Genomic DNA, 11,967 nt, shown 5'->3' on the forward strand with positions numbered 1-11,967 from the left:
TCGCCGCAACCCGGAAACTCACCATTCTCCTCAACACCCTCGTCGCCAGAAACCAGACCTGGAACAACCCGCAACAACACGGTTGCTGAGGTGCCGCCGAAGGCAGCCTCGCCTGTCCTCGCGAAGGCGGGGAAAGGGCGAGGAAAACCTAGTCCGGACTCCGCGCGATCCGCATGCGGGTGATCTGGTTGCGGCGGCGTTCGAGGATTTCGAACCGCACGCCGTGGAAGCTGAACACCTGCCCGGTTTCCGGGATGGTCTGCGCCTCATGGATCACCAGGCCCGCCACGGTGACCGCTTCCTCGTCGGGCAGCGACCAGTCGAGCGCGCGGTTGAGGTCGCGGATCGGCAGCGAGCCGTCGACCTGCCAGATGCCGTCGCCCTCGGGTTTCAGGCCTTCGACCGTGATGTCGTGCTCGTCCTCGATCTCGCCGACGATCTCTTCGAGGATGTCTTCCAGCGTGATGAGGCCCATCAGCGCGCCATACTCGTCGACCACGAGGGCGAAGTGCTCGCGCTTCTCCTTGAAGATGTTCAACTGTTCGAGGAGTTCGGTGGTCTCCGGCACGAACCACGGGTCGCGCGCAATGCCGCGCACGTCGATCTTGCCCGGATCGCCGCCGGCTTCCAGCAGAGCGCGGGCGAGATCGCGGGCGTGCAGCACGCCGATGATGTTCTCCGCATCGCCTTCATAGAGCGGCAGGCGGGTGTGCGGGCTGACCAGCGCCTGGGTCACCAGTTCGGCCGCCGGCGTGGAGATGTCCAGCATGGTGATGTTCTTGCGGTGGACCATGATGTCGTCGACCGTCAGTTCGCGCAGGTCGAGCACGCCGCCCAGCATGTCGCGGTCATCCTTCACCACCCCGCCTTCCTGGTGGTGCAGGTCGATATGGCCGCGGATTTCATCGTGCGGCGAGAACAGCGGGCCGCTGACCCGGGCGCCGAGCGCCTGCAGGATCACCCGCACGATCGCTTGCAGCCCGGCGACGATCGGCCAGAACACGCGCACCACCTGCCGGATCGGCCAGGACACGGTCAGCGCCACCCGGTCGGGATTGGACAGGGCATAGGTCTTGGGCAGCACTTCGGAGAAGATCACGACCAGCACGGTCATGACGGCGGTGGCATAGGCCACGCCCAGCTCCCCGAACAGGTGCAGGAAGACGGTCGCCGCCAGCGTCGAGGCGAGGATATTGACGAGGTTGTTGCCGAGCAGGATCGCGCCGATCAGCTTTTCGCCGTTGGCGGTCAGGGCATTGACCCGTGCCGCGGCCAGGTTGCCGTCCTTCTCCAGCGCCAGCATCCGCGCCCGCGACACGGCGGTCAGCGCGGTTTCCGACCCGGAAAAGAAGCCCGACAGGATGAGCAGGACGAAGATGATGGCGATGGGCGCAACAAGGCCCCAGGATTCGATCATGCGATTTGGTCTTCCAGAAACTCTGCGAGGCGGTCTGCCTCAACTCCGCGCCGGATATACGCGTTTCCGATCCCTTTCGCGAGGATCAGCGTGATCGAGCCGTCGGCATTCTTCTTGTCGTGCCGCATCCGGTCGGCCAGCCGCCGCGCGTCATAGGGTCCGCCGGGCAGGTCGGCGATCCGTCCCGCCAGCCCCATTGCGGTCAGGTGCGCGCGGACCCGTTCGGCGTCCTCGCGGGGACATTCACCGGCCTGCGCCGACCAGGTGAAGGCGAGCGCCAGGCCGCAGCCGACCGCCTCGCCATGACGCACCCCGCCCTTGGCTTCGGCCTCGAAGGCGTGCGCGAATGTATGTCCGAGATTGAGCAGCGCCCGGCGCCCCGCCTCGCGCTCGTCCTCGGCCACGATGGCGGCCTTGAACCGCACCGCGTCGGCGACCGCCGCCCCGATCCGCGCCGGATCGAGCAGGGCCGGTCCGGCGGCTTCCAGACGGCCGAACATCGCTTCATCGCCGATCAGCGCGGCCTTCACGATTTCCGCATAGCCGGCGCGGATTTCGCCCTCGGGCAGGGTGGTCAGGAAGTCCGTATCGGCAATGACCAGGCGCGGCTGATGAAAGCTGCCGGCGAGATTCTTGCCCGCCCGCGTATTGATCGCCGTCTTGCCGCCGACCGAGGAATCCACCTGCGCCAAGAGCGTCGTCGGGATCTGGATGAAATCGATGCCGCGCATGTAGATCGAGGCTGCGAACCCGGTCAGGTCGCCGATCACGCCGCCGCCGAAGGCGAGGATCGTGTCGCCGCGCTCAACCCCCGCATGGGTCAGCGCATCGACCAGCGCCTCGAGGCCCGTGAAACTCTTCTGCGCCTCGCCCGGCGGCGCGATGACGGGGTCGACGGCAACGCCTTCGGCCTCGAACACCTTGGTCAACGTGTCGAGATGCAGGCCCGCCACCGTCGAATCGGTGACCACCACGGCCCGTCGGCCGCAAATCTCGCGGACGCGCGGCGCGGCGCTCTTGAGTGCACCGGCGCCGATCACGACGTCATAGCTGCGATCGCCGAGCGCAACGGGGACGGTCTCGATCCCGCTCATGACAGCACGCCCGCATCTTCGAGTGCCGCGACGATCGCCTTCATCGTCGCCTGGTGGCTGGCGCTGGTGGCGTCGACGGTGAGGTCGGCCTGGCGGTAAGCCGCTTCGCGCTTCGCCATCAGATCGGCCATCACCTGGCGCGGATCGCCGGTCAGCAGAAGCGGGCGCGTTTCGCGGCGCGAAACGCGCTCCATCAGCGTGTCGAGATCGGCTTTCAGCCACACCGTGACGGCCTTTTCGCGTATCAGGGCGCGGGTCGCGTCATTGGCGAACGCCCCGCCGCCGAGCGCGATGACGCAGGGGCCTTCGTCCAGCAGGCGGGCGATGACCTTGCGTTCGCCGTCGCGGAAGGCTTCCTCGCCGAAGTCGGAGAATATCTCGACCACGCTGCGATCCGCGGCGCGTTCGATTTCCCGGTCGGCGTCGAAGAATCTCAGACCCAGCGCCCGGGCCAGCCGCCGGCCGACCGTCGTCTTTCCCGCGCCCATCAGCCCGACAAGGGCGATGGGACGGTCGATCCGGGCATCGGGCTGGGCGGCGATCTGTGACATGGGCGTGAGTGTAGTGTGCGCCGCAGCACGCCGGAAGACCGCTATCATGCCGCGCTGTCTGGAATTTGCCGCAATCGGCCTTACCCTGTCGCCCCAATGTCGATGCGCGGCCAGGATGGGAAGCAAGCATGCGCGGAATGCTGATCGGATTTCTGGTCCTGCTGGTCCTTGTGGCCGCGGGATTCGGAACACTCGTTTTGCTCGCCGAGGGCATCGACCCCGGCCGTGAGGAGGTTCGCGTTGATCTCGAAGATGATTTCCCGCGCTAGCCTGCTGGCGCTGGTCCTCGCCGCCCCCGCCGCGGCACAGGACATCCAGGTTCAGGAACTCGGCAGTCTTGACCCGCTCGAGGTCAATGTCGCCGAGCGCCCGCTTGCCAACGACATGTGGCGCAATTCCAACGCCGCGACGGCGCGCGCGGCGCTTCTGGCGCTGCCCGGCCCGGATGACGACGCCTATGGCTCGATGGCAGTGGCCGACTTCGCCGGACGCGTCCTGCTTTCCGGCGGAACCCCGCCCGACGGCGGACGCGGCGACGAGGCGCTGGCGGTGCTGCGTGCCGAACGCGTTCTCGCGGCGACCGGCCCGATCGCGGCCTATGCCCTGCTGGAACGCACGCCCGGCCTCGAACGCCTGCCGGCGCTGGCCCGCTGGCATGCCGAGCTGGGCTTCGCGCTGGGCGAAACGGCCGCCGCCTGCCGCACCACCAACGGCCTGATCGACGGCCGCAACCAGCCTTACTGGCTGCGCGCCCGCGCGGCCTGCCATGCCATCAATGGCGAAGCCGCCGCCGCTGAACTGTCAGCGGACCTGGCCAGCGCGGCCGAGCCGGACCGCGATTTCGACACGCTGCTCTATGCCGTCACGATCGGCCAGTGGAACGACCCGGACGTGTCGATCGATACCGGTCTGGAACTGGCCCTCGCGCGCGTGGCATCGGGCGAGGACCAGCCTGTGCTTGACCTGTCGGATGCCCCCGGCTGGCTGACCGAAGTCGCCGAATCCACGTCCGAGCCGGTCGAGCTGCCCGACGAGATCGGCGCGGCGATGACCTATGCCGAGACGCTGCAGGGTGCCGAGCGCCGCTCCGCCTGGGACCAGCTGATCCGCCAGGACTATGACCGCCTCACCGCCGGCCTGGCGCTGGGGCAGGCCCTGGCCGATGCCGCGTCCGAGAACCGCTTCATCCCCGTCGCCCGCCGCTATGGCGGGCAGATCGACACCATTCCGGTGACCGCCGCGACGCTGGACCACGGCCATCGTTTCGTGCTCGCGGCCCTGGCCGCTGGCGACCGCGAGACGGCGATCCGCTGGCGCCGCGCGCTCGATGACGGTCCGCCGCGCCGCAGCTATCCCGCCCCGGCCACGATCGACGACCTGATCGGCAAGGGCCCTGATGAGGGCCCCGCGATGGAACCGGTCATGTCCGACGCCGACGAGCCGGAATGGGCACCGCCCGCGCCGCGTCTCCTCGTCGCGCTCGACCTCGCCATCGCCGTGGCGCAGAACCAGATCGGCCGCGAATCCATGGTCGCCCTGACCGGCGCCCGGCTCGAAGCCGGCACGGAAGGCATCGGCGATGTCGCCATGCTGGCGCTGATGGGTGCCCCGGTGTCGCCGGACTGGCGTGTCGCCCTTTTGGAAACCGAACCGCAGGCCTCGCCGGCGCTGCTCGGCATGGCGGCGGCCTCGGCCTCCGGCGCGCATGCCGAAACGGCGCTGTTCGCGGCGGCGGCGCTGCAGGACGGCCTCGAAGGCGCTGCTCCCGGTACGCTGATGCAGGTCGTTTCCGCGCTCGACCGGGCCGGGCTTTCGGACGCCGCGCGCGACCTGCTGCTCGCCCGCATCATCGAGGAGACCGCGTGACGCCCGCCCGGGCCATTGCGCTTTTCCTCGACATGATGGCGGCCGAACGCGGGGCTGCAGCCAACACGCTCGACGCCTACCGCCGCGATCTCGACGACGTGTCCGCACGTCTGTCCGGGACCGGGGCGGATTTGATCACGGCTCAGACCGGCGATCTCGAAGCGGTGCTGACCAGCATGCGCCGCGACGGTCTGTCGCCCGCGACCGCGGCCCGCCGCCTGTCCGCGGCGCGGCGCTTCTACCGATTCCTGCTGTCCGAGGGCCTGCGCGGCGACGATCCGGCCGCGCCGCTGAAAGGTCCGGCACGCGGACGGCCCCTGCCGAAAATCATGTCGGAGGACGATGTCGACGCCCTGTTCCGCGCCGCCGATGACCTCGACGGACCGGCGGGCATACGTACACGGGCTCTGCTCGAAATCCTCTATGCCGGCGGCTTGCGGGTCTCCGAACTGGTCGGACTGCCGCTCAACGCCTTTTCCCGCGCCGAGGCCTGCATCCATGTCACCGGTAAGGGCGGGCGCGAACGCCTTGTCCCGCTGACCGATTCGGCGCTCGACGCCGTCGCCGCCTATCGCGAGGTGCGCGACGCGCACCTGCCGAAACCCGGGCCGAAACGGGCCAGGGCGGAACGCTTCCTCTTCCCCTCAGCCACGGCAACCGCCGGGCATCTGACGCGCGAGCAGTTTGCCCGCATCCTCGCCGCGCTCGCCGGGGCAGCTGGTCTCGACGCGTCCAAGATTTCACCCCACGTCCTGCGGCACGCCTTTGCCACGCACCTTCTGGCCAATGGCGCGGACCTGCGCGCTGTTCAGCTCCTCCTCGGTCATGCCGATGTCTCGACGACCCAGATCTATACCCATGTGCTGGAGGAGCGCTTGCGCAGCCTCGTCGAATCCGCCCACCCGCTGGCGCGGCGCTGAAACCGGTGGTTTCCGCGGCTTGTTCCTTGCGTAAGGGGTGATAGGTTGCCCGGCGCTTTCGCGCCCCAAGCTTTGTACTGCGGCGTCACAACAGAGAGCTCATGTCCGATCCGACCCGTACCTATCTCGATTTCGAACGTCCGATTGCGGAACTCGATGCGAAGATCGAGGAGCTGGAAAAGCTCGCACGCTCCAACTCAGCCGAAGGCCCGGACGTGGCCGAGGAGATCGGCAAGCTGCGCCAGAAATCGGCGGATCAGCTGGCCAATCTCTATTCCAAGCTCGATCCGTGGCGGAAGACCCAGGTCGCCCGCCACCCCGACCGGCCGCATTTCCGCGATTACCGCAAGGCGCTGATCGAGGATTTCGAGGAGCTGTGCGGCGATCGCCGCTATGGCGAGGACCACGCCATCGTCGGCGGCATCGGCCGCTTCCGCGGCCGTCCGGTCGTTGTGCTCGGCCATGAGAAGGGCCACGACACCCAGACCAGGCTGAAGCACAATTTCGGCATGGCGCGCCCGGAAGGCTATCGCAAGGCGATCCGCCTGATGGATCTCGCCGAGAAATTCAAACTGCCCGTCCTGACCTTCGTCGACACGGCGGGTGCCTATCCCGGCGTCGGCGCGGAAGAACGCGGCCAGTCCGAAGCGATCGCGCGCTGCACCGAGCGCTGCCTGACGCTGGGCATGCCGCTCGTGTCCGTGATCACGGGCGAGGGCGGCTCGGGCGGCGCGGTCGCGCTGGCCAGCGCCAACACCGTCATCATGCTCGAACACTCGATCTATTCGGTGATCTCGCCGGAGGGCTGCGCCTCCATCCTGTGGCGCGACTCGGCCCGGGCCAAGGACGCGGCGGCGGCGATGAAGATCACCGCGCAGGACCTGATCGGGCTGAAGATCATCGACCGTATCGTCACCGAACCGGTCGGCGGCGCGCACCGCGACGCGCAAACCACGATCCGCCATGTCGGCGATGCACTGGACGCGGCGGTCGGCGCGCTCGACGGCCTTCCGGCCGACAAGCTGAAGAAGAAGCGCCGCGACCGCTTCTACGCCATCGGCCGCATGCAGGCCGGCGAGGGTTAAACCTCCGCCTCCAGCCAGGGCAAAACCCGTCCCTTGAACACGTCGGAGGGGCGGTCGGTGATGAACACCGCGCCCATGCGCTCGTAGAAGCCGCGGGCATCCGGGTCCGACAGGATCGTCATCCGGGTCTCGCCGGCCGCCCTGAGCCGTGCCTTCGCCCAGTCATAGAGCGCGCGGCCCGCGCCGGTGCCGATGGCGAAGGGTTCGATGAACAGAAGGTCGAGCGTGCCGGCCTTGCCCTTCGGGTCGACCTGAACGACGCCGAGCGCCCGGCCCGCCGCGTCTTCCGCCACGCGCACGAAATCGCCCGCGATCAGCTCCGGATCGACCTGCAGATAGGGCGCGACGGTGTCGAGGAAGACCGCGTCATAGCCCCAATGGGCTTTCGAACGCAGGCAGAGCGCGGACAGCGCCGCGGCCTCACTAGGCCGCGGGCTGCGCAGCGTGATGTCAGGCGACGAGCGCACCGTGGCAGTGCTTGTATTTCTTGCCCGAGCCGCACGGGCAGGGCGAGTTGCGCGGCACCTTGCCCCAGGTCGCCGGATTGTCCGGATCGATCTCGCTGTGATCGCCGAGCGCGTCGCCGGCTGCGGCCATCTCGTTCTGACCTGTCCGCGGATCGGCATGGATCGCCTGCATCTGGCGCGGCGGCTGCGGTGCCTGCGGGCGCTGCTGCATCTGGATGCGGATGCCCATGATGCGGCGGGTAAACTCCTCGCGCAGGCTCTCCAGCAGGTGTTCGAACAGGTTGAACGCCTCGGTCTTGTACTCGTTCAGCGGATCGCGCTGGGCATAGCCTCTGAGGCCGATCACCGAGCGCAGCGCGTCGAGCTGCTGCAAATGCTCGCGCCAGTTGTCGTCGATCGTGCGCAGAAGCTCGTACTTCTCGACCCGGCGCATCAGTTCGGGACCGACTTCGGCGACCTTTTCGGCATAGGACTTGTCGGCGGCGTCGGTGATCCGGTCGCGGATTTCCTCGTCGGCGATGCCTTCCTCGGCTGCCCACTCGGCGATCGGCAGGTCGAGACCGAACGTGTTCAGCACCTTTTCGTGCAGGCCTTCGATATCCCACTGGTCGGCAAAGGCCTTCGGCGGGATATGGGTCTCGACGAGGTCCTCGGCGGCCTGGTGGCGCATGTCCTTCACGACGTCGGAGAGGTCGGTGTCGGACATGAATTCGATGCGCTGTTCGAAGATCGCCTTGCGCTGGTCATTCATCACGTCGTCGTATTTGAGGACGTTCTTGCGCATGTCGAAATTGCGCTGCTCGACCTTCTTCTGGCTGGTCTCCAGCGCCTTCGACATCCACGGATGCTCGATCGCCTCGCCTTCCTTCAGGCCCAGCGTGCGCATGATCGTGTCGAGCCGTTCTGGCGCGAAGATGCGCAGCAGGTCGTCTTCCACGGAGATGAAGAAGCGCGACTTGCCCGGGTCGCCCTGACGGCCCGTCCGGCCGCGCAACTGGTTGTCGATCCGGCGGCTTTCATGGCGCTCCGACCCCATGACGTAGAGACCGCCGGCGTCGAGCGCCTGCTTCTTCTTCGTCGCGACATCGGCGGCGATTTCCGACCGCTTCGCCTTGATCTGGTCCTCGGTCGGTTCGCGACCGGCCTGCTTCTCTTCGGAGACCCAGTCGGCGAGGCGGAAATCGACATTGCCGCCAAGCTGGATGTCGGTGCCGCGGCCGGCCATGTTGGTGGCGATCGTCACCGAGCCCGGCACGCCGGCCTGGGCGATGATGCTGGCTTCCTGCTCGTGATAGCGGGCGTTCAGCACCTGGTGCGTGATCTTCTTCTTTTTCAGGATTTCCGAGAGGACCTCGGATTTCTCGATCGACACCGTGCCGACCAGAACCGGCTGGCCGCGCTGCTGGCAGTCGAGGATTTCCTCGGTGATCGCCGCGAACTTCTCGTTCGCGGTGCGATAGACCTGGTCCTCGTTGTCGATCCGCGCGACCGGCTTGTTGGTCGGGATTTCGACGACTTCCAGCTTGTAGATCGAGAAGAATTCGTCGGCCTCGGTGGCCGCCGTGCCGGTCATGCCGGCCAGCTTCTTGTAGAGGCGGAAGTAATTCTGGAAGGTGATCGAGGCCAGCGTCTGGTTTTCCGGCTGGATGTCGACCCCTTCCTTGGCCTCGATCGCCTGGTGCAGGCCGTCCGACAGGCGGCGCCCCGGCATCATGCGGCCGGTGAATTCGTCGATCAGCACCACATCGCTGCCCTTCACGATGTAGTCCTTGTCGCGCTTGAACATCTTGTGGGCCTTCAGGGCCTGGTTGATGTGGTGCACGACCGAGACATTCTCGACATCGTAGAGATCGCCGTCCTCGATCAGGCCGCGTTCCTTCAGCAATTGTTCGATATGCTCGTTGCCGTCCTCGGTGAAGACCACCGAGCGCGCCTTCTCGTCGATCTGGTAATCCTCCTCGCCGAGCAGCGGGATGATGGTGTCGATCGTCCGGTAGAATTCGGTGCGGTCTTCGGTCCGCCCGGAGATGATCAGCGGCGTGCGCGCCTCGTCGATCAGGATCGAGTCGACCTCGTCGACGATCGCGTAGTGGTGGCCGCGCTGGACCATGTCATCCAGCGAGTATTTCATGTTGTCGCGCAGATAGTCGAAGCCGAGCTCGTTGTTCGTGCCATAGGTGATGTCGCAGCCATAAGCGCGGCGGCGCTCGTCATCATTGAGGCCGTGCAGGATCACGCCGGTCGTCATGCCCAGCTTGGAATAGACCTGCGCCATCCATTCGGCGTCGCGCTTGGCGAGATAGTCGTTCACCGTGACGACATGCACGCCCTTCTGGGTCAGCGCGTTGAGATAGACCGGCAGGGTGGCGACCAGCGTCTTGCCTTCACCGGTCTTCATCTCGGCGATGCCGCCATTGTTGAGCACGATGCCGCCGACCAGCTGGACGTCGAAATGGCGCATGCCGAGCGCGCGCTTTGCACCCTCGCGGACATTGGCGAAGGCTTCCGGAAGCAGCGCGGTGAGGCTCTCGCCGTCGGCCACGCGCTGGCGGAATTCCTCGGTCTTCCCGATCAGCTGGGCGTCGGTGAGTTTTTCGAACTCGGGCTCCAGCGCGTTGATCTTCGCAACGATGGGCTGGAACTTGCGGACCTTGCGGTCGTTCGACGAGCCGAGCAGCCTGCGGGCGATAGAAAGCATGGAAGACCCTGAAACCAACTGATAGAACCGCGCCACATGGCGGCGGCCCGGATACGGCGGACGCCGCATCGCCACGGAATAATGCCCGGCTGACTTAAGATTGGCGGGTTAGGGTGTCAATGAACGGGGGCTGCGGCCTGTTGGCCGGCCGGTCCCGGGAAGTCTTTCATGATCAGATATTTGTCCCTCATACCGGCTTTCGCAGTTTTGCTGCTGGTTTCGTGCGGCCCCGACGTGCCGGACTCCGATGACGGCATTTCGCTGCCCGGTGACGCGGTGCTCGCCGAGGGCGAGGAGGTGATCGCCGCCGAGGTCAACGGCACGGTGATCCGCCATTCCGATGTGTTGCGCGAGGCCGCCGCCCAGGGCGTGATCGCGCAGGGCGGCACGCTGGCGACCGGCGACCCGTCCTATCAGCGGGTGCTTGACGAACTGATCGACCAGCGACTGCTGGCGCTGGAGGCGCGACGCCTCGGTCTGCGCGACACACCGCAGGCGCGCCGCCGCATCGCGATGGCCGAGGAACGCATCCTCGGCAATGTCCTCCTGGAAAGCACGATCGCCGAGGCGGTGACCGACGAGCGCGTGCAGCGCGTCTTCGAGGAGCAGAGCGAACTGTCCCGCCCGGCAACCGAGGTGCGCGCCCGGCATATCCTCGTCTCGTCTCGCGAGGAGGCCGACGAGATCCGCCGCCTGATCGAGGCCGGCGCCGACTTCGCCGAACTGGCGGTGCGCTACAGCCTCGATACGGCGACGCGCCTCGAAGGCGGGGATCTGGGCTATTTCACCCGCCAGGGCGTCCTGCCGGCCTTCGCCGAAGTGGCGTTCGACACACCCGCTGGCCAGGTCTCCGAACCGTTCGAAACGGCATCGGGCTGGCACCTCCTCAAGGTGGAGAACCTGCGCACCGCCGAGGGGCGCACGCTTGACCAGATGCGCCCGGGCATCGTCCGCTTTCTGACCTTCCAGGAGATCGAGACCCTGATCACCCGCCTTGAGGAAGAGGCCGACATTCGCCGCCGCGAGCCGGTCGAGCCCGGTGTGCTGCGCGCCGACGGCGATCCGGTCCCGCCCGCCGACGCGCCCGAAGAGACCGGCGATGACGCGCCGGAAGACGGCGAATAAGACCCGCTTAACCATCCTCGCGAACCCGGAATTAAGGGAGATCGGTCAATATGCCTGATCAGCGCCCGGTGCTTTACGTGGCCGCCTGCGCCTTGCTGGACGCCGATGGACGCGTGCTCATCGCCCGCCGGCCCGAAGGCAAGCCGATGGCGGGCTATTGGGAATTTCCGGGCGGAAAGATCGAGCCCGGCGAAACGCCGGAACAAGCCGTGACGCGCGAACTGCGCGAGGAATTGGGGGTAGAACCATGCGAGCGATGCCTGCATCCCTTCGCCTTCGTGTCGCACCCCTACGAGGCGTTCCACATCGTCATGCCGCTTTTCCTGTGCCGGCAATGGGACGGCTTTCCTCAACCGACCGAGGGGCAGGAGATTGCCTGGGTACGGCCCGCGAAGCTGATGGATTTCGACCTGGCCCCGGCCGACTGGCCGCTGGCGGCGGAAATCCGAGATCGGCTCTAGCCCGGTTTTTCACGCGCTTTGCCGCCGAGACCTGGGGCGGCACCAGTATCGAATACTCGATCATTGCGGTTCTGGTCGCCATCGCCGGCGTTGCCGCGCTGATGACGATCGGCCCCTTCGTGATGCAGGCTTTCACGGATGCGGCCGTGCCGCTTTAGGCGGCGACGTCATTCCCGCGTAGGCGGGAAGGTGGATTCTCGTTTGAAGTGCAACAGGTGGTCTGAGAAGGCCTCTGCGGGGGTTCTGTAGTCAAGGCATTTGCGCGGGGTGTTGTTGTAGGCGG

The 11,967-nt window shown here is 66.9% G+C and carries 11 protein-coding genes and 1 pseudogene; 6 read left to right on the forward strand and 6 right to left on the reverse strand.

The window, feature by feature from the left end; all coding sequences use genetic code 11:
* Positions 1-148: 148 nt before the first annotated feature.
* From ACFOOR_RS11665 to ACFOOR_RS11675, 3 genes are read right to left on the reverse strand one after another with little or no spacing between them, the layout of a single operon-like run.
* Positions 149-1,417 carry an HlyC/CorC family transporter gene (locus ACFOOR_RS11665; protein ID WP_343165789.1) on the reverse strand — a complete coding sequence of 423 codons (1,269 nt, stop codon included), beginning with the start codon at positions 1,415-1,417 and terminating at the stop codon, positions 149-151.
* Complete coding sequence (aroB, locus tag ACFOOR_RS11670; RefSeq protein ID WP_343165790.1) at positions 1,414-2,511, reverse strand: 3-dehydroquinate synthase; 1,098 nt, start codon at positions 2,509-2,511, stop codon at positions 1,414-1,416. Before aroB ends, ACFOOR_RS11665 begins: the two co-directional genes overlap by 4 nt.
* Positions 2,508-3,062, reverse strand: a complete 555-nt coding sequence (locus ACFOOR_RS11675; RefSeq protein ID WP_343165791.1) for a shikimate kinase — start codon at positions 3,060-3,062, stop codon at positions 2,508-2,510. The genes aroB and ACFOOR_RS11675 overlap by 4 nt, the downstream gene beginning before the upstream one ends.
* Positions 3,063-3,190: 128 nt before the next feature.
* On the opposite strand from ACFOOR_RS11675, the gene ACFOOR_RS11680 reads away from it, so the two are divergent.
* The 4 genes from ACFOOR_RS11680 (at position 3,191) to ACFOOR_RS11695 (ending at position 6,933) form a co-directional block, all read left to right on the forward strand.
* A complete protein-coding gene (locus ACFOOR_RS11680) occupies positions 3,191-3,331 on the forward strand; it encodes a hypothetical protein (protein WP_343165792.1) in 141 nt (46 codons plus the stop codon).
* A complete protein-coding gene (locus tag ACFOOR_RS11685; RefSeq protein ID WP_343165793.1) occupies positions 3,303-4,928 on the forward strand; it encodes a hypothetical protein in 1,626 nt (541 codons plus the stop codon). The genes ACFOOR_RS11680 and ACFOOR_RS11685 overlap by 29 nt, the downstream gene beginning before the upstream one ends.
* Positions 4,925-5,848 (forward strand): tyrosine recombinase, encoded by a 924-nt coding sequence (locus ACFOOR_RS11690; RefSeq protein WP_343165794.1) that lies wholly within the window; start codon positions 4,925-4,927, stop codon positions 5,846-5,848. The genes ACFOOR_RS11685 and ACFOOR_RS11690 overlap by 4 nt, the downstream gene beginning before the upstream one ends.
* Before the next feature lie 101 nt (positions 5,849-5,949).
* Positions 5,950-6,933: an acetyl-CoA carboxylase carboxyltransferase subunit alpha gene (locus ACFOOR_RS11695; RefSeq protein ID WP_343165795.1), complete on the forward strand. Its 984-nt coding sequence runs from the start codon at positions 5,950-5,952 to the stop codon at positions 6,931-6,933.
* Here ACFOOR_RS11695 and ACFOOR_RS11700 read toward each other — a convergent pair.
* Complete coding sequence (locus ACFOOR_RS11700; RefSeq protein ID WP_343165796.1) at positions 6,930-7,400, reverse strand: GNAT family N-acetyltransferase; 471 nt, start codon at positions 7,398-7,400, stop codon at positions 6,930-6,932. The genes ACFOOR_RS11695 and ACFOOR_RS11700 overlap by 4 nt on opposite strands.
* Positions 7,384-10,098, reverse strand: coding sequence for a preprotein translocase subunit SecA (gene secA, locus ACFOOR_RS11705; RefSeq protein WP_343165797.1), 2,715 nt, complete (start codon positions 10,096-10,098; stop codon positions 7,384-7,386). Before secA ends, ACFOOR_RS11700 begins: the two co-directional genes overlap by 17 nt.
* A 168-nt stretch (positions 10,099-10,266) precedes the next feature.
* Here secA and ACFOOR_RS11710 point away from each other — a divergent pair, with 168 nt between their 5' ends.
* Positions 10,267-11,223: a peptidylprolyl isomerase gene (locus ACFOOR_RS11710; protein WP_343165798.1), complete on the forward strand. Its 957-nt coding sequence runs from the start codon at positions 10,267-10,269 to the stop codon at positions 11,221-11,223.
* Positions 11,224-11,273: 50 nt separating this feature from the next.
* Positions 11,274-11,684 (forward strand): 8-oxo-dGTP diphosphatase MutT, encoded by a 411-nt coding sequence (gene mutT, locus ACFOOR_RS11715; RefSeq protein ID WP_343165799.1) that lies wholly within the window; start codon positions 11,274-11,276, stop codon positions 11,682-11,684.
* Positions 11,685-11,851: 167 nt separating this feature from the next.
* Here the strand turns inward: mutT and ACFOOR_RS15290 are convergent.
* Positions 11,852-11,967 (reverse strand): annotated as a pseudogene (locus ACFOOR_RS15290) (IS30 family transposase); the annotation flags it as partial.

The organism is Hyphobacterium vulgare (assembly GCF_042643335.1).
In the GTDB taxonomy this organism is placed as follows: Bacteria; Pseudomonadota; Alphaproteobacteria; order Caulobacterales; family Maricaulaceae; genus Hyphobacterium; species Hyphobacterium vulgare.

What these genes read in the sequence shown, in the direction of transcription:
- ACFOOR_RS11665 (WP_343165789.1), bottom strand. Translation starts at nt 1,417, where the DNA reads ATGATCGAATCCTGGGGCCTTGTTGCGCCCATCGCCATCATCTTCGTC.
- aroB (WP_343165790.1), bottom strand. Translation starts at nt 2,511, where the DNA reads ATGAGCGGGATCGAGACCGTCCCCGTTGCGCTCGGCGATCGCAGCTAT.
- ACFOOR_RS11675 (WP_343165791.1), bottom strand. Translation starts at nt 3,062, where the DNA reads ATGTCACAGATCGCCGCCCAGCCCGATGCCCGGATCGACCGTCCCATC.
- ACFOOR_RS11680 (WP_343165792.1), top strand. Translation starts at nt 3,191, where the DNA reads ATGCGCGGAATGCTGATCGGATTTCTGGTCCTGCTGGTCCTTGTGGCC.
- ACFOOR_RS11695 (WP_343165795.1), top strand. Translation starts at nt 5,950, where the DNA reads ATGTCCGATCCGACCCGTACCTATCTCGATTTCGAACGTCCGATTGCG.
- secA (WP_343165797.1), bottom strand. Translation starts at nt 10,098, where the DNA reads ATGCTTTCTATCGCCCGCAGGCTGCTCGGCTCGTCGAACGACCGCAAG.
- ACFOOR_RS11710 (WP_343165798.1), top strand. Translation starts at nt 10,267, where the DNA reads ATGATCAGATATTTGTCCCTCATACCGGCTTTCGCAGTTTTGCTGCTG.
- mutT (WP_343165799.1), top strand. Translation starts at nt 11,274, where the DNA reads ATGCCTGATCAGCGCCCGGTGCTTTACGTGGCCGCCTGCGCCTTGCTG.